An 18730-nucleotide genomic window follows, 5' to 3' on the forward strand; every position below is an offset into this window, starting at 1 on the left:
GGGCAATTTCATTCCCACATTTTCCACAGGTAGATCCCAGCTCGTTCACAGCGTACAATGGCCGCCTCTTTATCTGAGCGAGCGATCAATGGCGGACATTACTCTTATCAGCGGCAGCACCCTGGGCGGTGCGGAATATGTAGCGGAACATCTGGCTGAGAAGCTGGAAGACGCGGGCTTTTCTACACAAACGCTGCACGGACCGCTGCTGGAAGATCTCCCGACTGACGGGGTCTGGCTGCTGATCACCTCCACGCACGGCGCGGGCGATCTGCCGGATAACCTGCAACCTTTATATGACGAACTGCTGGAACAACAGCCCGATCTGTCAAACGTCCGGTTTGGCGCTGTAGGGATCGGTAGCCGTGAATATGACACTTTCTGTGGCGCCATAGAGAAAGTAGAAGCTGCGGTGACCGCCTGCGGAGCAAAACAGCTGGGTGAAACGCTGAAGATCAACATCCTCGATCATGATATTCCCGAAGATCCAGCCGAGATCTGGCTCGCGGAATGGAAAATTTTACTCAAAAACGATTAAAGATCGTGCGATCAGATGTGGATAACTCTGGTTAAAAGCTCGTATTAACCCGTAGTTATCCAAAGAACAACGTTAGTTTAGTTTTTGACCTGTGTATAAAGTGGCGATCTGATCCCAGCTTATACGGTCCAGGATCACCGATCATTCACAGCAAACGATCCTTCCTAACTATATGATCTTATTTATGGGATCGGACTTATCCACAAAGGTCTGCGATCCTAATAAGAGATCACAATAGAACAGATCTCTAAATAAAAAGATCTTCTTTTTAATAGCCCAGGATCCCAATGCTTTCTCGAAAGACTAAAGTTGAGTAGAATCCACGGCCCGGGCTTCAATCCATTTTCATACCGCTTTACGCGAGGCAGACCACCATGTTTTATCAGGATCCTTTTGACGTCATCATCATTGGCGGGGGTCACGCAGGCACTGAGGCCGCAATGGCCGCAGCGCGAATGGGTCAGCAGACCCTGCTTTTGACACACAATATCGACACGCTGGGACAAATGTCCTGTAATCCGGCGATTGGCGGCATTGGGAAAGGACACCTGGTAAAAGAAGTGGATGCACTTGGCGGCCTGATGGCGAAAGCGATCGATCATGCGGGCATTCAGTTTAGGATACTAAACGCGAGTAAAGGTCCGGCTGTTCGCGCCACCCGTGCACAGGCAGACCGCGTGCTTTACCGTCAGGCTGTGCGCACCGCGCTGGAAAACCAACCGAACCTGATGATCTTCCAGCAGGCTGTAGAAGATCTTATCGTGGAAAACGATCGTGTTGTTGGCGCCGTGACCCAGATGGGTCTCAAGTTCCGCGCAAAAGCGGTGGTGCTGACGGTCGGGACATTCCTGGACGGTAAAATCCATATTGGTCTGGACAACTACAGCGGTGGCCGTGCGGGCGATCCGCCGTCGATTCCGCTGTCTCGTCGTCTGCGTGAGCTGCCGCTGCGCGTAAGCCGCCTGAAAACCGGTACGCCGCCGCGAATTGATGCGCGTACCATTGATTTCAGCGTACTGGCACAGCAGCACGGTGATAACCCGATGCCGGTGTTCTCGTTCATGGGCAATGCGGCGCAACATCCGCAGCAGGTGCCGTGCTACATCACGCACACCAATGAAAAAACCCATGACGTGATCCGCAGCAACCTCGATCGCAGCCCAATGTACGCCGGCGTGATCGAAGGGATCGGCCCACGTTATTGCCCGTCGATCGAAGATAAAGTGATGCGCTTTGCCGATCGTAACCAGCATCAGATCTTCCTCGAACCTGAAGGGCTGACCTCGAACGAAATTTACCCGAACGGCATCTCCACCAGCCTGCCGTTCGACGTGCAGATGCAGATTGTGCGTTCAATGCAGGGGATGGAAAACGCGAAGATCGTTCGTCCTGGCTACGCTATTGAGTACGATTTCTTCGATCCGCGTGACCTGAAGCCGACGCTGGAAAGCAAATTCATCCAGGGTCTGTTCTTCGCAGGCCAGATTAACGGCACCACCGGGTACGAAGAAGCTGCCGCACAAGGGCTGCTGGCCGGTCTGAATGCCGCTCGCTTCTCTGCCGAGAAAGAGGGCTGGGCACCGGCGCGTTCTCAGGCTTACCTGGGTGTTCTGGTCGACGATCTCTGCACGCTGGGGACCAAAGAACCGTACCGCATGTTTACTTCTCGTGCGGAATATCGCCTGATGCTGCGCGAAGACAATGCCGATCTGCGTCTGACCGAGGTGGGCCGCGAATTGGGTCTGGTGGATGACGAGCGCTGGGCGCGCTTCAACGAGAAGCTGGAACGCATTGAACAGGAACGTCAGCGCCTGAAAACCACCTGGGTGAATCCGCAGGCGGAAACTGCTGCTGAAGTGAATGCTCACTTAACAGCACCGCTGTCGCGCGAAGCCAGTGGGGAAGATCTGCTGCGCCGTCCTGAAGTCACCTACGAGAATCTGGTCAAACTGACGGCGTTCGCACCGGGCCTTGAAGACGCTGAAGCGGCTGAACAGGTCGAGATCCAGGTGAAATACGAAGGTTACATCGCGCGTCAGCAGGATGAGATCGAAAAACAGCAGCGCAACGAAAATACGCTACTGCCGGAAATGCTGGACTATCGTCAGGTGACGGGGCTTTCCAACGAAGTGATCGCTAAGCTGAACGATCACAAACCTGTGTCGATTGGCCAGGCCTCACGTATCTCCGGTGTCACACCTGCCGCGATTTCGATTCTGCTGGTGTGGCTGAAAAAGCAGGGTATGCTGCGCCGCAGCGCGTAATTAACATTGTTTTTGGCGGGTGGCGCTTCGCTTACCCGCCCTACTTAATCGTAGGCCCGGTAAGCGGCAGTGCCACCGGGCGAAAAATCTCTCAACAGGTATCCACCGTGCTCAATAAACTCTCTCGTCTGCTGGAACAGGCAGGTATTTCGCTCACCGATCACCAGAAAAATCAGCTGGTGGCCTATGTCGATATGCTGAACAAATGGAATAAAGCGTACAACCTCACCTCCGTACGCGATCCCAACGAGATGCTGATTCGCCATATTCTCGATAGCATCGTTGTGGCGCCGTATCTTACCGGTGAACGTTTTATCGACGTGGGCACCGGTCCGGGCTTGCCGGGCGTTCCGTTGTCTATTGTTCGACCGGAGAGTCATTTCACGCTGCTGGACAGTCTGGGCAAGCGCGTACGCTTTTTACGACAGGTTCAGCATGAGCTGAAGCTGGAAAACATCACGCCCGTGCAGAGCAGGGTAGAGGAGTTCCCGGCAGAGCCACCGTTTGACGGCGTTATCAGCCGCGCATTTGCCTCACTCAATGACATGGTGAGCTGGTGCAAACACCTGCCGGCGGATAAGGGCCGTTTTTATGCGCTGAAAGGACAACTTCCGGGGGACGAAATAGAGCAGCTTCCGGACGGTTTTGCAGTGGAATCCATTGAAAAACTCCAGATCCCTCAGCTCGAAGGTGAGCGTCATCTGGTGATAATTAAGCCAAACACATTTTAAAAAATTAATAAAAAATGTGGAATTTGTGCTGTTCTGATGGTGTTAAAAAGCAGCACATCCAGTCTGATTTGGCCGTAGTTAATTTAACCTTGTTGTCACCATGGATTTTCTTATGGTTAACCTGAAGTGATTCGTTCACCCTGAAGATAGTCAACCATGAAAATATCAGCCTGCTAAAAGTGGGTAAAGGCAACAAGAATGAAATGTTAAATATTTATTAAGAATGTCAATAAAAGGTTTTTGTTGTATACGGCTCTGTTTTAAAAATAGTTGCGATTTTTTTGCTTTAATTTCAATCGGATGAAATAAATCGTTTTACGTCTTTGATAAATACCACTTTATCGCAAATGTGTATTTTGTGATCTCGTGCACGCTTTATCACCAACGTTTCCGCGCTGTTTGCAGTTTTGCCTGAAGGTTGGCACTGAGTTCAAAAGTTGAAAAATAGGACTGGGGAAAAATATTTAAACATTTATTCACCTTTTCGCTACTTAATGTTTGAAATCACGGGTACGCACCGTATAATTTGACCGCTTTTTGATGCTTGACTCTGAGCCTTAAAGGACGTTTTATACGACACGCGGCATACCTCGAAGGGAGCAGGAGTAAAAACGTGATGTCTGTGTCGCTCTTGAGTAGAAACGTTGCTCGTAAGCTTCTGTTCATTCAGTTTCTGGCTGTGATAGCAAGTGGACTGCTGTTTAGCCTCAAAGACCCCTTCTGGGGCATCTCCGCCGCGTGCGGAGGTTTGGCGGTGGTTCTGCCAAACGTGTTGTTTATGATTTTTGCCTGGCGTCATCAGGCGCATACACCCGCCAAAGGCCGCGTGGCCTGGTCCTTCGCTCTCGGCGAAGTGTGTAAGGTGTTGCTGACCTTTGCTCTACTGGTGATGGCGCTGGCGGTTTTGAAAGTGGTATTCATGCCGCTGATAGCAACGTGGGTTTTGGTGCTGGTGGTACAAGTTCTGGCTCCAGCTGTAATCAATAACAAAGGGTAAAAGGCATCATGGCTTCAGAAAATATGACGCCGCAGGATTACATAGGTCACCATCTGAATAACCTTCAGCTGGACCTGCGTACATTCTCGCTGGTGGATCCACATAACCCCCCGGCCACCTTCTGGACGATCAACATCGACTCCATGTTCTTCTCGGTGGTTTTGGGTCTTCTGTTCCTGGCCATGTTCCGCGGTGTTGCTAAACGAGCGACCAGCGGTGTTCCAGGGAAATTCCAGACGTTCATCGAGATGATCATCGGCTTCGTCCATGGCAGCGTCAAAGACATGTACCATGGTAAGAGCAAGCTGATTGCTCCGCTGGCCCTGACCGTGTTCGTTTGGGTCTTCCTGATGAACCTGATGGACCTTCTGCCTATCGATTTCCTTCCGTGGATCGGCGAGCATGTCTTCGGTCTGCCTGCCCTGCGCGTGGTTCCGTCTGCCGACGTGAACATCACCCTGTCGATGGCGCTGGGCGTATTTATCCTGATTCTTTTCTACAGCATCAAAATGAAAGGCGTAAGCGGCTTTGTGAAAGAGCTTACCTTGCAGCCGTTCAACCACTGGGCGTTTATTCCGGTCAACCTGATCCTGGAAGGCGTTAGCCTGCTGTCCAAACCTGTTTCACTGGGTCTGCGACTGTTCGGCAACATGTATGCGGGTGAGCTGATTTTCATTCTGATCGCGGGTCTTCTGCCGTGGTGGTCACAGTGGATTCTGAATGTGCCATGGGCCATTTTCCACATCCTGATCATTACGCTGCAAGCCTTTATCTTCATGGTTCTGACGATCGTCTATCTGTCGATGGCGTCTGAAGAGCACTGATTTTTTACCAACACTACTACGTTTTAATTGAAACAAACTGGAGACTGTCATGGAAAACCTGAATATGGATCTGCTGTACATGGCTGCCGCTGTGATGATGGGTCTGGCGGCTATCGGTGCTGCGATCGGTATCGGCATCCTCGGGGGCAAATTCCTGGAAGGCGCAGCGCGTCAACCTGATCTGATTCCTCTGCTGCGTACTCAGTTCTTTATCGTTATGGGTCTGGTGGATGCAATCCCAATGATCGCTGTAGGTCTGGGTCTGTACGTGATGTTTGCTGTCGCGTAGTAGTTGTTTTAAAACCCCAAGCCACAGAAATTTAAGAGGTATTGTGCTGTGAACATGAACGCAACAATCCTCGGCCAGGCCATCGCGTTTATTCTCTTTGTCTGGTTCTGTATGAAGTATGTATGGCCGCCTTTAATGGCTGCCATCGAAAAACGTCAGAAAGAAATTGCTGACGGTCTGGCTTCCGCAGAACGCGCTAAGAAAGATTTGGACCTTGCACAGGCCAACGCGACAGACCAGCTGAAAAAAGCGAAAGCTGAAGCTCAGGTAATCATTGAACAGGCTAACAAACGCCGTTCTCAGATCCTGGACGAAGCCAAAGCTGAAGCAGAACAGGAACGTACTAAGATCGTGACACAGGCTCAGGCTGAAATTGAAGCTGAGCGTAAACGTGCTCGTGAAGAACTGCGTAAGCAGGTTGCGATTCTGGCTGTTGCTGGCGCCGAGAAGATCATCGAACGTTCCGTGGATGAAGCTGCTAACAGCGACATCGTGGACAAACTTGTCGCTGAACTGTAAGGAGGGAGGGGCTGATGTCTGAATTTGTTACGGTAGCTCGCCCCTACGCCAAAGCAGCTTTTGACTTTGCTGTCGAACACCAAAATGTCGATCGCTGGCAGAATATGCTGGCGTTTGCCGCTGAGGTGACGAAAAACGAACAAATGGCCGAGTTGCTTTCTGGTGCGTTAGCGCCTGAAACCCTCGCCGCGTCGTTTATCGCCGTGTGCGGAGAGCAACTGGATGCCAACGGCCAGAACCTGATTAAGGTGATGGCGGAAAATGGTCGTCTCCGTGTGCTCCCGGATGTTCTCGAGCAGTTTGAGCACTTACGTGCCCTTAGTGAAGCTACCGCTGAAGTTGAAGTAACTTCCGCGACTGAACTGAGTGATGAACAGCTTGCGAAAATCACCGCCGCGATGGAAAAACGTCTGTCACGCAAAGTTAAGCTGAATTGCAAAATCGATAAGTCTGTAATGGCAGGCGTAATCATCCGTTCGGGTGATATGGTCATTGATGGCAGCGTACGCGGCCGTCTTGAGCGCCTTGCAGACGTCTTGCAGTCTTAAGGGGACTGGAGCATGCAACTGAATTCCACCGAAATCAGCGAACTGATCAAGCAGCGCATTGCTCAGTTCAGTGTTGTGAGTGAAGCTCACAACGAAGGTACTATTGTTTCTGTAAGTGACGGTGTTATCCGCATCCACGGCCTGGCCGATTGTATGCAGGGTGAGATGATTTCCCTGCCGGGTAACCGTTACGCTATCGCACTGAACCTGGAGCGCGACTCCGTAGGTGCCGTTGTGATGGGTCCATACGCTGACCTTGCCGAAGGCATGAAGGTTAAGTGTACTGGCCGTATTCTGGAAGTGCCGGTTGGCCGTGGCCTGCTGGGTCGCGTTGTTAACACCCTGGGTGCGCCAATCGACGGTAAAGGTCCGGTTGAGCACGATGGCTTCTCTCCAATCGAAGTTATCGCACCAGGCGTTATCGACCGTCAGTCCGTTGATCAGCCAGTGCAGACGGGTTATAAGTCCGTTGATGCCATGATCCCAATCGGTCGTGGTCAGCGTGAACTGATCATCGGTGACCGTCAGACCGGTAAAACCGCGATGGCAATCGACGCCATCATCAACCAGCGTGATTCCGGCATCAAATGTGTGTACGTGGCTATCGGCCAGAAAGCGTCCACCATTTCCAACGTGGTTCGTAAACTGGAAGAGCACGGCGCACTGTCTAACACCATCGTTGTGGTAGCTACCGCGTCTGAATCTGCTGCACTGCAATACCTGGCACCATACGCTGGTTGCGCAATGGGCGAATACTTCCGTGACCGCGGTGAAGATGCGCTGATCGTATACGATGACCTGTCTAAACAGGCTGTTGCTTATCGTCAGGTTTCCCTGCTGCTCCGTCGTCCACCAGGACGTGAAGCATTCCCGGGCGACGTATTCTACCTCCACTCTCGTCTGCTGGAGCGTGCTTCCCGCGTTAACGCGGAATACGTCGAGAACTTCACCAAAGGTGAAGTGAAGGGTAAAACAGGTTCTCTGACCGCTCTGCCGATCATTGAAACCCAGGCGGGTGACGTTTCTGCGTTCGTTCCGACCAACGTAATCTCCATTACCGATGGTCAGATCTTCCTGGAAACCAACCTGTTTAACTCCGGTATTCGTCCGGCGGTTAACCCGGGTATCTCCGTATCCCGTGTGGGTGGTGCTGCTCAGACCAAGATCATCAAGAAACTGTCCGGTGGTATCCGTACCGCGCTGGCACAGTATCGTGAACTGGCTGCGTTCTCTCAGTTCGCATCCGATCTGGACGAAGCAACCCGTAAACAGCTGAGCCACGGTCAGAAAGTGACCGAGTTGCTGAAGCAGAAACAGTACGCGCCAATGTCTGTTGCTCAGCAGGGCCTGGTACTGTTCGCGGCTGAACGCGGTTACCTCGAAGATGTGGAACTGGCGAAAATCGGTAGCTTCGAAGCCGCTCTGCTGGCTTACGTCGACCGTGATCACGCTCCGCTGATGCAAGAGATCAACCAGACCGGTGGCTATAACGACGAAATCGAAGGCAAGCTGAAAGCTATCCTCGATTCCTTCAAAGCAACCCAATCCTGGTAATCGTCCGGCGGCTTGTCTCAGGACAAGCCGTCTGGCATTGAGGAGAAGCTCATGGCCGGCGCAAAAGAGATACGTAGTAAGATCGCAAGCGTCCAGAACACGCAAAAGATCACTAAAGCGATGGAGATGGTCGCCGCTTCCAAAATGCGTAAATCGCAGGATCGCATGGCGGCCAGCCGTCCTTATGCAGAGACCATGCGCAAAGTGATTGGTCACCTTGCAAACGGTAATCTGGAATATAAGCACCCTTACCTGGAAGAACGCGACGTTAAGCGCGTGGGCTACCTGGTGGTGTCGACTGACCGTGGTCTGTGTGGCGGCTTGAACATTAACCTGTTCAAAAAACTGCTGGCGGATATGAAAGGCTGGTCCGATAAAGGCGTTCAGTGCGATCTGGCACTGATTGGCTCTAAAGGCGTCTCTTTCTTTAACTCCGTTGGTGGCAACATTGTCGCTCAGGTGACCGGTATGGGTGATAACCCGTCCCTGTCCGAACTGATCGGCCCGGTTAAAGTGATGTTGCAGGCCTACGATGAAGGCCGTCTGGACAGACTGTACGTTGTCAGCAACAAATTTATTAACACCATGTCTCAGGTGCCTACGCTCACTCAGATGCTGCCGTTACCGGCATCAGAAGATGACGAGCTGAAACAGAAAGCCTGGGATTACCTGTATGAACCCGATCCGAAACCGCTGCTGGATACCCTGCTGCGTCGTTACGTTGAATCTCAGGTTTATCAGGGCGTTGTAGAAAACCTGGCCAGCGAGCAGGCCGCACGAATGGTGGCGATGAAAGCCGCGACCGATAATGGCGGCAGCCTGATTAAAGAGCTGCAGTTGGTTTACAACAAAGCTCGTCAGGCCAGCATTACTCAGGAACTCACCGAGATCGTCTCGGGGGCCGCCGCGGTTTAACCAGGTTTACGAATTACGTAGAGGATTCAAGATGGCTACTGGAAAGATTGTCCAGGTAATCGGCGCCGTGGTGGACGTCGAGTTCCCTCAGGACGCCGTACCACGCGTGTACGACGCGCTTGAGGTACAAAATGGTAACGAGAGCCTGGTGCTGGAAGTTCAGCAGCAGCTCGGCGGCGGTATCGTGCGTACCATCGCCATGGGTTCTTCCGACGGTCTGCGTCGTGGTCTGGAAGTGAAAGACCTTGAGCACCCGATCGAAGTCCCGGTAGGTAAAGCAACACTGGGTCGTATCATGAACGTATTGGGTCGACCAATCGACATGAAAGGCGACATCGGTGAAGAAGAGCGTTGGGCTATCCACCGCGCGGCACCTTCCTACGAAGAGCTGTCCAGCTCTCAGGAACTGCTGGAAACCGGCATCAAAGTTATCGACCTGATGTGCCCGTTCGCGAAGGGCGGTAAAGTTGGTCTGTTTGGTGGTGCGGGTGTAGGTAAAACCGTAAACATGATGGAGCTGATCCGTAACATCGCGATCGAGCACTCCGGTTACTCCGTGTTTGCGGGTGTTGGTGAACGTACTCGTGAGGGTAACGACTTCTACCACGAAATGACCGACTCCAACGTTCTGGATAAAGTATCCCTGGTTTACGGCCAGATGAACGAGCCACCAGGAAACCGTCTGCGCGTTGCGCTGACTGGCCTGACGATGGCTGAGAAGTTCCGTGACGAAGGCCGTGACGTTCTGCTGTTCGTTGATAACATCTACCGTTACACCCTGGCCGGTACTGAAGTATCTGCACTGCTGGGTCGTATGCCTTCAGCGGTAGGTTATCAGCCTACGCTTGCGGAAGAGATGGGTGTTCTTCAGGAACGTATCACCTCTACCAAAACTGGTTCTATCACCTCCGTTCAGGCGGTATACGTACCTGCGGATGACTTGACTGACCCATCTCCAGCCACCACCTTTGCTCACTTAGATGCAACCGTGGTACTGAGCCGTCAGATCGCGTCTCTGGGTATCTACCCGGCCGTTGACCCGCTGGACTCTACCAGCCGTCAGCTGGATCCACTGGTTGTTGGCCAGGAACACTACGACACCGCGCGTGGCGTACAGTCCCTGCTGCAACGTTACCAGGAACTGAAAGACATCATCGCCATCCTGGGTATGGATGAACTGTCTGAAGAAGACAAACTGGTGGTAGCACGTGCGCGTAAGATCCAGCGCTTCCTGTCCCAGCCGTTCTTCGTTGCGGAAGTATTCACCGGTTCTCCAGGTAAATACGTTTCCCTGAAAGACACCATCCGTGGCTTTAAAGGCATCATGGAAGGCGAATACGATCACCTGCCAGAGCAGGCGTTCTACATGGTTGGTTCCATCGAAGAAGCCGTGGAAAAAGCCAAAAAACTTTAACGCCTTAATCGGAGGGTGATATGGCAATGACTTACCACCTGGACGTCGTCAGCGCAGAGCAACAAATGTTCTCTGGTCTGGTCGAGAAAATCCAGGTAACGGGTAGTGAAGGTGAACTGGGTATTTTCCCGGGTCACGCACCGCTGCTCACCGCCATTAAGCCTGGTATGATCCGCATCGTTAAACAGTTCGGTCATGAAGAGTTTATCTATCTGTCCGGCGGCATTCTTGAAGTGCAGCCAGGCAGTGTGACCGTTCTGGCCGATACCGCTATTCGTGGCCAGGATCTCGACGAAGCGCGAGCCCTGGAATCGAAGCGTAAGGCTGAAGAGCACATTAGCAGCTCTCATGGTGACGTGGATTACGCTCAGGCGTCTGCGGAGCTGGCCAAAGCGATCGCGAAACTGCGCGTTATCGAGTTGACCAAAAAAGCGATGTAACACCGGCTTGAAAAGCACAAAAGCCAGTCTGGATCCCAGGCTGGCTTTTTTTTTCGGCCTTAATTCATGATGAAAAAGATGTAGAATTTTAAGCATCAAACGTTTTTACTTCTCACACAAACTACCGTCAGGATGCGTATGTTAAACAGTGCGATGAGCGTGGTGATCCTTGCCGCAGGCAAAGGTACCCGCATGTATTCCGATCTGCCTAAAGTGCTCCACACACTGGCAGGAAAGCCAATGGTGCAGCATGTTATTGATGCAGCTAATGAATTAGGCGCCAGCCAGGTGCATCTGGTTTATGGACATGGCGGCGATCTGCTGAAAAAAACGCTGCGTGACGACAATCTCAACTGGGTGCTACAGGCAGAACAGCTGGGTACGGGTCATGCAATGCAGCAGGCTGCACCCTTCTTCGCTGATGATGAAGACATCCTGATGCTCTACGGCGACGTACCGCTGATCTCCGTTGAAACCCTCACTCGCCTGCGTGAAGCCAAACCGCAGGGTGGCATTGGGTTGTTAACCGTCGTGCTGGACGATCCAACCGGCTATGGCCGCATTACGCGTGAAAACGGCAAGGTAACCGGGATTGTTGAGCATAAAGATGCCACTGACGAACAGCGTCAGATTCAGGAGATCAACACCGGCATCCTGATTGCGAACGGTGCAGATATGAAGCGCTGGCTGTCCAAACTCAATAATAACAACGCGCAGGGTGAATACTACATCACCGACATCATTGCGATGGCGTACCAGGAAGGGCGTGAGATTGCCGCCGTTCATCCGGCGCGTATCAGCGAAACGGACGGGGTAAACAACCGTCTACAGCTGTCACGCCTGGAGCGTATTTACCAGTCCGAGCAGGCAGAAAAACTGTTGCTGGCGGGCGTTATGCTGCGCGATCCGGCGCGTTTCGATCTGCGTGGCACGCTGACCCACGGGCGCGACGTTGAAATAGATACTAACGTTATCCTGGAAGGTAACGTCACGCTGGGCAACCGCGTCAAAATCGGCACCGGCTGTGTGATTAAAAACAGCGTGATCGGTGACGACTGCGAAATCAGCCCGTACAGCGTGGTAGAAGATGCGCGTCTGGATCCCGCCTGTACCATCGGCCCGTTTGCGCGTCTGCGCCCGGGCGCTGAGCTGCTGGAAGGCGCTCATGTAGGTAACTTCGTGGAAATGAAAAAAGCACGTCTCGGTAAAGGCTCGAAAGCCGGTCATCTGACCTATCTGGGCGATGCGGAAATTGGCGACAACGTAAACATCGGTGCAGGGACGATTACCTGTAACTATGACGGTGCCAATAAGTTTAAAACCATCATCGGTGATGACGTGTTTGTAGGTTCCGATACCCAGCTGGTGGCGCCTGTTACCGTGGGCAAAGGCGTGACCATTGCCGCCGGGACAACCGTTACGCGCGATGTGGCCGAGAACGAGCTGGTGTTAAGCCGCGTTCCGCAGGTCAGTAAGCAGGGCTGGAAACGCCCGGTGAAGAAAAAGTAACGACAATATACACCCCTCACCCTGACCCTCTCCCCATAGGGGAGAGGGGAACTGAATGGTGCGGTTTTCATCCTCTCCCCTTTTGGGGAGAGGGCCGGGGTGAGGGGATAACATAATCCTCCCCCCACCAGCAGTACCCATAAAAATAACCCCACTCTCTACAAGGCTCGGGGTGCCCGGAAAGGGCAAATACAGGTCAGCGACAACGCATGGCATAACGCCATAATCAGGAAATCTAACTATGTGTGGAATTGTTGGCGCAGTTGCGCAGCGTGATATTGCTGAAATCCTTCTCGAAGGTTTACGTCGTCTGGAATACCGTGGTTATGACTCAGCCGGTCTGGCTGTCGTCGATGCAGAAGGTCATATGACCCGTCTGCGTCGTCTCGGTAAAGTGCAGATGCTGGCCCAGGCGGCGGAGGAACATCCGCTGCACGGTGGCACCGGTATTGCGCATACCCGCTGGGCGACTCACGGTGAGCCATCTGAAGGCAACGCACACCCGCATGTGTCTGAACACATTGTGGTGGTGCATAACGGCATTATCGAAAACCACGAACCGCTGCGTGAAGAACTGAAAGCGCGCGGCTATACCTTCGTCTCTGAAACCGACACCGAAGTGATTGCTCACCTGGTGCACTGGGAGCTGGCACAGGGCGGTACACTGCGTGATGCGGTGCTGCGCGCTATCCCTCAGCTGCGTGGTGCTTACGGTACGGTGATCATGGATTCCCGTGACCCGTCCACGCTGCTGGCCGCGCGTTCCGGTAGCCCGATGGTGATTGGTCTGGGCATGGGTGAAAACTTTATCGCTTCCGACCAGCTGGCGCTGCTGCCGGTTACCCGTCGCTTTATCTTTCTGGAAGAGGGCGACATTGCCGAGGTGACACGTCGCAGCGTGACCGTATTCGACACGAAAGGCGAGCAGGTTAAGCGCCAGGAAATCGAATCAAACCTGCAATACGACGCGGGCGACAAAGGCGCTTACCGTCACTACATGCAGAAAGAGATCTACGAACAGCCAAACGCCATTAAAAACACTCTGACCGGGCGCATCAGCCATGGTGAAGTGGATCTGAGCGAGCTGGGCGCCAATGCCAACGAAATGCTGAGCAAAGTCGAGCACATTCAGATCGTGGCCTGCGGTACCTCTTACAACTCCGGTATGGTCTCTCGCTACTGGTTTGAATCCCTGGCGGGCGTGCCGTGCGACGTCGAAATCGCATCTGAGTTCCGCTATCGTAAATCCGCTGTGCGCCGTAACAGCCTGATGATCACCCTTTCCCAGTCTGGCGAAACGGCCGATACCCTGGCGGCGCTGCGTCTGTCTAAAGAGTTGGGTTACCTGGGTTCGCTGGCCATCTGTAACGTACCGGGCTCCTCGCTGGTGCGTGAATCCGATCTGGCGCTGATGACTAAAGCGGGCACCGAAATCGGCGTCGCTTCCACCAAAGCGTTTACCACTCAGCTGACCGTTCTGCTGATGCTGGTGGCGAAGCTGGCGCGTCTGAAAGGCGAAGATGCTTCCGTTGAGCATGATATCGTTCACGGTCTCCAGGCGCTGCCGAGCCGTATCGAGCAGATGCTGTCTCAGGACAAGCGCATTGAGGCGCTGGCTGAAGATTTCTCTGATAAGCACCACGCTCTGTTCCTGGGCCGTGGCGATCAGTACCCTATCGCGCTGGAAGGCGCGCTGAAGCTGAAAGAGATCTCCTACATCCACGCGGAAGCCTACGCGGCAGGCGAGCTGAAACACGGTCCGCTGGCGCTGATCGACGCGGATATGCCGGTTATCGTGGTGGCACCGAACAACGAACTGCTGGAAAAACTGAAATCTAACATCGAAGAGGTGCGCGCCCGTGGTGGTGTACTGTACGTCTTTGCGGATAAAGATGCCGGTTTCGCCAGCAGCGACAACATGCACATCATCGAGATGCCGCATGTGGAAGAGGTGATTGCGCCGATCTTCTACACCGTACCGCTGCAACTGCTGGCTTACCACGTCGCGCTGATCAAAGGCACCGACGTTGACCAGCCGCGAAATCTGGCGAAGTCCGTTACCGTAGAATAATCCTTCCAGGCTCCGCCATCCGGTGGAGCCTTTTTTTATGACAATCCGTCATTTTCAGCTATTTTATCAGTGTCACATAAAGAAAATATTACTGAAAACAAGCTGTCATAATAATCATTAAGTTTATAATTTATTTATGGATTTTTGCTTAATTTTAAGTGAAATTTTCTTTGTCATAAAACTGTCATATTTCGTACATTTATCTGTCACCTGTTTGTCCTATTTTGCTCATCGTAGCCACTTAAACAATGATTTACGAAATCCTTGCAGGAGACATTATGAAAGTTATGCGTACCACTGTCGCAACTGTTGTCGCCGCGACCTTATCTCTGAGCGCTTTCTCTGCTTTCGCAGCAGCAAGCCTGACTGGCGCTGGTGCAACCTTCCCTGCGCCGGTGTATGCCAAATGGGCGGATACCTACCAGAAAGAGACCGGTAACAAGGTCAACTATCAGGGTATCGGCTCCTCCGGTGGCGTAAAACAAATTACCGCGAATACCGTTGATTTCGGCGCATCCGACGCTCCGCTGTCTGATGAGAAACTGAATCAGGAAGGCCTGTTCCAGTTCCCGACCGTGATCGGCGGCGTTGTGCTGGCTGTTAACATCCCTGGCCTGAAATCAGGCGAGCTGGTGCTGGACGGCAAAACCCTGGGTGATATCTACCTGGGCAAAATCAAAAAATGGGATGACGAAGCCATCACGAAACTGAACCCGGGCGTTAAGCTGCCTTCGCAGAATATCGCGGTGGTTCGTCGTGCTGACGGCTCTGGTACCTCTTTCGTGTTCACCAGCTACCTGGCGAAAGTGAACGAAGAGTGGAAATCTAAAGTCGGTTCCGGCTCTACCGTTAACTGGCCAACCGGTCTGGGCGGTAAAGGCAACGACGGTATCGCTGCCTTCGTACAGCGTCTGCCTGGCTCTATCGGCTACGTAGAGTACGCTTACGCGAAACAGAACAACCTGGCTTACACCAAACTGGTTTCTGCTGACGGCAAACCGGTTAGCCCGACCGAAGAGAACTTCGCTAACGCCGCAAAAGGCGCTGACTGGAGCAAATCCTTCGCTCAGGACCTGACCAACCAGAAAGGCGACGATGCATGGCCTATCACGTCTACCACCTTCATTCTGGTCCACAAAGAGCAGAAGAAGCCTGAGCAGGGTGCTGAAGTGCTGAAGTTCTTCGACTGGGCATACAAAAACGGCGGCAAACAGGCGAATGACCTGGATTACGCCAGCCTGCCAGACAGCGTGGTTGAGCAGATCCGTGCTGCATGGAAAACCAACGTGAAAGACAGCAGCGGTAAAGCGCTGTACTAACAGGATATTTTTGACGAAGATGGCGGGTGGCGCGCAGCGATCCCGCCCTACGGTTCATCCTGTAGGCCCGGTAAGCGCCAGCGCCACCGGGCATATTCGTAAGACGTCTCATAAAGAAGAGTAATTTATGGCTGCAACCAAGCCTGCATTTAACCCTCCGGGTAAAAAAGGTGACATGATTTTCAGCGCGCTGGTGAAACTGGCTGCGCTGATTGTGCTATTGCTGCTGGGCGGCATTATCGTGTCCCTCATTTTCTCCTCCTGGCCGAGCATTCAAAAATTTGGTTTCGCCTTCCTGTGGACCAAAGAGTGGGATGCGCCGAACGATATCTACGGTGCGCTGGTGCCGATTTACGGCACGCTGGTGACCTCTTTTATCGCTCTGCTGATTGCGGTGCCGGTAAGCTTCGGTATTGCCCTGTTCCTGACGGAGCTGGCGCCGGGCTGGCTGCGACGTCCGCTGGGTATCGCCATTGAACTGCTGGCGGCCATCCCAAGTATCGTTTACGGCATGTGGGGCCTGTTTATCTTTGCTCCGCTGTTTGCGACGTACTTCCAGGAGCCGGTGGGTAATGTTCTCTCCGCCGTTCCGTTTGTGGGGGCCCTGTTCTCTGGCCCGGCATTCGGTATCGGTATTCTGGCGGCTGGCGTGATACTCGCCATCATGATTATTCCGTACATTGCGGCGGTCATGCGCGATGTCTTCGAACAAACCCCGGTGATGATGAAAGAGTCGGCTTACGGCATCGGCTGCACCACCTGGGAGGTTATCTGGCGCATCGTCCTTCCGTTCACCAAAAATGGGGTGATCGGCGGCATCATGCTGGGCTTAGGCCGCGCGCTGGGTGAAACCATGGCGGTGACCTTTATCATCGGCAACACCTACCAGCTCGACAGCGTGTCGCTCTACATGCCGGGGAACAGTATTACCTCTGCGCTGGCGAACGAATTTGCCGAAGCGGAATCCGGGCTGCACGTCGCAGCGCTGATGGAACTAGGCCTGATCCTGTTTGTTATTACCTTTATTGTGCTGGCTATCTCCAAGCTGATGATTATGCGTCTGGCTAAAAACGAGGGGGCACGCTAATGGCGACTCTCGACATGCAAAACACCGCTCAGCTTGCGGAATCACGTCGCAAAATGCAGTCAAAGCGCCGGATTAAAAACCGCATTGCGCTGACGCTTTCCATGGCCACGATGGCGTTCGGCCTGTTCTGGCTGATCTGGATCCTGATGTCCACCATCACCCGTGGTATTGATGGAATGTCCCTGGCGCTGTTCACCGAGATGACGCCGCCGCCAAACACGGCGGGTGGTGGTCTGGCAAACGCCCTGGCGGGCAGCGGCCTGCTGATCCTGTGGGCGACCGTTTTCGGTACGCCGTTGGGCATCATGGCGGGTATCTATCTGGCGGAGTATGGCCGCAAGTCCTGGATCGCTGAAGTCATCCGCTTTATTAACGACATTCTGCTTTCTGCCCCGTCGATTGTGGTAGGTCTGTTTGTTTACACCATCGTGGTGGCGCAAATGGAACACTTCTCCGGCTGGGCGGGTGTGATTGCGCTGGCGCTGTTGCAGGTGCCTATCGTTATTCGTACCACTGAAAACATGCTGAAACTGGTGCCGGACAGCCTGCGTGAAGCGGCTTACGCGCTGGGCACGCCGAAATGGAAAATGATTTCGGCGATCACCCTGAAAGCGTCCGTCTCGGGGATCATGACCGGTATCCTGCTGGCTATCGCCCGTATCGCTGGTGAAACCGCACCGCTGCTGTTTACCGCCCTCTCCAACCAGTTCTGGAGTACGGACATGATGCAGCCGATCGCCAACCTGCCGGTGACGATCTTTAAATTTGCGATGAGCCCATTCGCGGAATGGCAGCAGCTGGCCTGGGCCGGGGTGCTGATCATCACCCTTTGCGTACTGTTGCTGAACATTCTGGCGCGCGTCATTTTCGCGAAGCAGAAACACGGTTAAATTTTTACGGCGCGGCACATCGCGGCGCCGAATGAGGAAATGAGTCAATGAGTATGGTTGATACTGCCCCGGGTAAGATTCAGGTTCGTGATTTGAACTTCTACTACGGCAAATTCCATGCCCTGAAGAATATCAACCTGGATATCGCGAAGAACCAGGTCACGGCATTTATCGGTCCGTCTGGCTGTGGTAAATCCACGCTGCTGCGCACCTTTAACAAAATGTATTCGCTCTATCCGGAGCAGCGCGCAGAAGGTGAAATTCTGCTGGACGGTGACAACATCCTGACCAATACCCAGGATATCGCCCTGCTGCGTGCGAAAGTGGGGATGGTGTTCCAGAAACCCACGCCGTTCCCGATGTCGATCTATGACAACATCGCCTTTGGTGTGCGTCTGTTTGAGAAGCTCTCCCGTGCGGATATGGACGAGCGCGTGCAGTGGGCATTGACCAAGGCCGCATTATGGAACGAAACCAAAGATAAACTTCACCAGAGCGGGTACTCTCTCTCCGGTGGACAGCAGCAGCGTCTGTGCATTGCGCGCGGTATCGCCATTCGCCCGGAAGTCTTGCTGCTGGATGAGCCGTGCTCAGCCCTTGACCCGATCTCAACCGGGCGTATCGAAGAGCTGATCACCGAGCTGAAGCAGGATTACACCGTGGTGATCGTCACTCACAACATGCAGCAGGCAGCCCGTTGCTCTGACCACACGGCGTTTATGTACCTGGGCGAGTTGATTGAGTTCAGCGATACGGACGCGCTGTTCACCCGTCCTGCGAAGAAACAAACCGAAGATTATATTACTGGCCGCTACGGTTGA

Annotated in this window: 18 protein-coding genes; all 18 read left to right on the forward strand. The window is 53.3% G+C overall.

The features are described from left to right. Positions 1-88: 88 nt before the first annotated feature. The 18 genes from mioC (at position 89) to pstB (ending at position 18730) form a co-directional block, all read left to right on the forward strand. Positions 89-538 carry an FMN-binding protein MioC gene (mioC, locus tag ACQG11_RS09320; RefSeq protein WP_045349584.1) on the forward strand — a complete coding sequence of 150 codons (450 nt, stop codon included), beginning with the start codon at positions 89-91 and terminating at the stop codon, positions 536-538. A 374-nt stretch (positions 539-912) separates the two neighbouring features. Next, positions 913-2802, forward strand: coding sequence for a tRNA uridine-5-carboxymethylaminomethyl(34) synthesis enzyme MnmG (gene mnmG, locus ACQG11_RS09325; RefSeq protein ID WP_022649871.1), 1890 nt, complete (start codon positions 913-915; stop codon positions 2800-2802). Positions 2803-2909: 107 nt separating this feature from the next. Then, the gene (gene rsmG / locus ACQG11_RS09330) at positions 2910-3533 is read left to right on the forward strand and encodes a 16S rRNA (guanine(527)-N(7))-methyltransferase RsmG (protein WP_022649872.1); all 624 of its coding nucleotides are present in this window, start codon (positions 2910-2912) and stop codon (positions 3531-3533) included. A gap of 616 nt (positions 3534-4149) precedes the next feature. Then, positions 4150-4530 (forward strand): F0F1 ATP synthase subunit I, encoded by a 381-nt coding sequence (gene atpI, locus ACQG11_RS09335; protein ID WP_003862375.1) that lies wholly within the window; start codon positions 4150-4152, stop codon positions 4528-4530. A gap of 8 nt (positions 4531-4538) precedes the next feature. Then, positions 4539-5354, forward strand: coding sequence for a F0F1 ATP synthase subunit A (atpB, locus tag ACQG11_RS09340; RefSeq protein WP_022649873.1), 816 nt, complete (start codon positions 4539-4541; stop codon positions 5352-5354). Positions 5355-5403: 49 nt separating this feature from the next. Next, positions 5404-5643, forward strand: coding sequence for a F0F1 ATP synthase subunit C (atpE, locus tag ACQG11_RS09345; protein ID WP_000429386.1), 240 nt, complete (start codon positions 5404-5406; stop codon positions 5641-5643). Positions 5644-5691: 48 nt separating this feature from the next. Next, on the forward strand, positions 5692-6162 hold the full coding sequence (gene atpF / locus ACQG11_RS09350) for a F0F1 ATP synthase subunit B (protein WP_003862370.1): 471 nt from the start codon (positions 5692-5694) through the stop codon (positions 6160-6162). A 14-nt stretch (positions 6163-6176) separates the two neighbouring features. Next, positions 6177-6710 (forward strand): F0F1 ATP synthase subunit delta, encoded by a 534-nt coding sequence (atpH, locus tag ACQG11_RS09355; protein WP_003862369.1) that lies wholly within the window; start codon positions 6177-6179, stop codon positions 6708-6710. A 12-nt stretch (positions 6711-6722) separates the two neighbouring features. After that, positions 6723-8264, forward strand: coding sequence for a F0F1 ATP synthase subunit alpha (atpA, locus tag ACQG11_RS09360; protein ID WP_006808751.1), 1542 nt, complete (start codon positions 6723-6725; stop codon positions 8262-8264). A gap of 51 nt (positions 8265-8315) precedes the next feature. Next, a complete protein-coding gene (gene atpG / locus ACQG11_RS09365) occupies positions 8316-9179 on the forward strand; it encodes a F0F1 ATP synthase subunit gamma (protein WP_003862364.1) in 864 nt (287 codons plus the stop codon). Positions 9180-9210: 31 nt separating this feature from the next. Then, positions 9211-10593, forward strand: a complete 1383-nt coding sequence (gene atpD / locus ACQG11_RS09370; protein ID WP_426728324.1) for a F0F1 ATP synthase subunit beta — start codon at positions 9211-9213, stop codon at positions 10591-10593. Positions 10594-10613: 20 nt separating this feature from the next. Continuing rightward, positions 10614-11033, forward strand: a complete 420-nt coding sequence (locus ACQG11_RS09375; protein WP_006177560.1) for a F0F1 ATP synthase subunit epsilon — start codon at positions 10614-10616, stop codon at positions 11031-11033. A gap of 138 nt (positions 11034-11171) precedes the next feature. Next, on the forward strand, positions 11172-12542 hold the full coding sequence (gene glmU / locus ACQG11_RS09380) for a bifunctional UDP-N-acetylglucosamine diphosphorylase/glucosamine-1-phosphate N-acetyltransferase GlmU (RefSeq protein ID WP_022649874.1): 1371 nt from the start codon (positions 11172-11174) through the stop codon (positions 12540-12542). A 241-nt stretch (positions 12543-12783) separates the two neighbouring features. Beyond that, the gene (gene glmS, locus ACQG11_RS09385) at positions 12784-14613 is read left to right on the forward strand and encodes a glutamine--fructose-6-phosphate transaminase (isomerizing) (RefSeq protein WP_032626716.1); all 1830 of its coding nucleotides are present in this window, start codon (positions 12784-12786) and stop codon (positions 14611-14613) included. Positions 14614-14891: 278 nt separating this feature from the next. Further along, the gene (pstS, locus tag ACQG11_RS09390; RefSeq protein ID WP_022649876.1) at positions 14892-15932 is read left to right on the forward strand and encodes a phosphate ABC transporter substrate-binding protein PstS; all 1041 of its coding nucleotides are present in this window, start codon (positions 14892-14894) and stop codon (positions 15930-15932) included. Positions 15933-16059: 127 nt separating this feature from the next. After that, on the forward strand, positions 16060-17019 hold the full coding sequence (gene pstC, locus ACQG11_RS09395) for a phosphate ABC transporter permease PstC (RefSeq protein ID WP_022649877.1): 960 nt from the start codon (positions 16060-16062) through the stop codon (positions 17017-17019). Further along, the gene (gene pstA, locus ACQG11_RS09400; RefSeq protein ID WP_022649878.1) at positions 17019-17909 is read left to right on the forward strand and encodes a phosphate ABC transporter permease PstA; all 891 of its coding nucleotides are present in this window, start codon (positions 17019-17021) and stop codon (positions 17907-17909) included. The genes pstC and pstA overlap by 1 nt, the downstream gene beginning before the upstream one ends. A gap of 47 nt (positions 17910-17956) precedes the next feature. Further along, on the forward strand, positions 17957-18730 hold the full coding sequence (gene pstB / locus ACQG11_RS09405) for a phosphate ABC transporter ATP-binding protein PstB (RefSeq protein WP_003861154.1): 774 nt from the start codon (positions 17957-17959) through the stop codon (positions 18728-18730).

It is taken from the genome of Enterobacter cloacae complex sp. 372C4, from assembly GCF_050030615.1.
In the GTDB taxonomy this organism is placed as follows: domain Bacteria; phylum Pseudomonadota; class Gammaproteobacteria; order Enterobacterales; family Enterobacteriaceae; genus Enterobacter; species Enterobacter intestinihominis.

Bases quoted from the DNA above. Each gene is read 5' to 3' on its own strand.
- atpI (WP_003862375.1), top strand. From the start codon at position 4,150: ATGTCTGTGTCGCTCTTGAGTAGAAACGTTGCTCGTAAGCTTCTGTTC.
- pstC (WP_022649877.1), top strand. From the start codon at position 16,060: ATGGCTGCAACCAAGCCTGCATTTAACCCTCCGGGTAAAAAAGGTGAC.
- pstS (WP_022649876.1), top strand. From the start codon at position 14,892: ATGAAAGTTATGCGTACCACTGTCGCAACTGTTGTCGCCGCGACCTTA.
- atpD (WP_426728324.1), top strand. From the start codon at position 9,211: ATGGCTACTGGAAAGATTGTCCAGGTAATCGGCGCCGTGGTGGACGTC.
- atpG (WP_003862364.1), top strand. From the start codon at position 8,316: ATGGCCGGCGCAAAAGAGATACGTAGTAAGATCGCAAGCGTCCAGAAC.
- atpA (WP_006808751.1), top strand. From the start codon at position 6,723: ATGCAACTGAATTCCACCGAAATCAGCGAACTGATCAAGCAGCGCATT.
- atpE (WP_000429386.1), top strand. From the start codon at position 5,404: ATGGAAAACCTGAATATGGATCTGCTGTACATGGCTGCCGCTGTGATG.
- mnmG (WP_022649871.1), top strand. From the start codon at position 913: ATGTTTTATCAGGATCCTTTTGACGTCATCATCATTGGCGGGGGTCAC.
- atpB (WP_022649873.1), top strand. From the start codon at position 4,539: ATGGCTTCAGAAAATATGACGCCGCAGGATTACATAGGTCACCATCTG.
- glmS (WP_032626716.1), top strand. From the start codon at position 12,784: ATGTGTGGAATTGTTGGCGCAGTTGCGCAGCGTGATATTGCTGAAATC.
- pstB (WP_003861154.1), top strand. From the start codon at position 17,957: ATGAGTATGGTTGATACTGCCCCGGGTAAGATTCAGGTTCGTGATTTG.
- atpH (WP_003862369.1), top strand. From the start codon at position 6,177: ATGTCTGAATTTGTTACGGTAGCTCGCCCCTACGCCAAAGCAGCTTTT.
- ACQG11_RS09375 (WP_006177560.1), top strand. From the start codon at position 10,614: ATGGCAATGACTTACCACCTGGACGTCGTCAGCGCAGAGCAACAAATG.
- mioC (WP_045349584.1), top strand. From the start codon at position 89: ATGGCGGACATTACTCTTATCAGCGGCAGCACCCTGGGCGGTGCGGAA.
- glmU (WP_022649874.1), top strand. From the start codon at position 11,172: ATGTTAAACAGTGCGATGAGCGTGGTGATCCTTGCCGCAGGCAAAGGT.
- pstA (WP_022649878.1), top strand. From the start codon at position 17,019: ATGGCGACTCTCGACATGCAAAACACCGCTCAGCTTGCGGAATCACGT.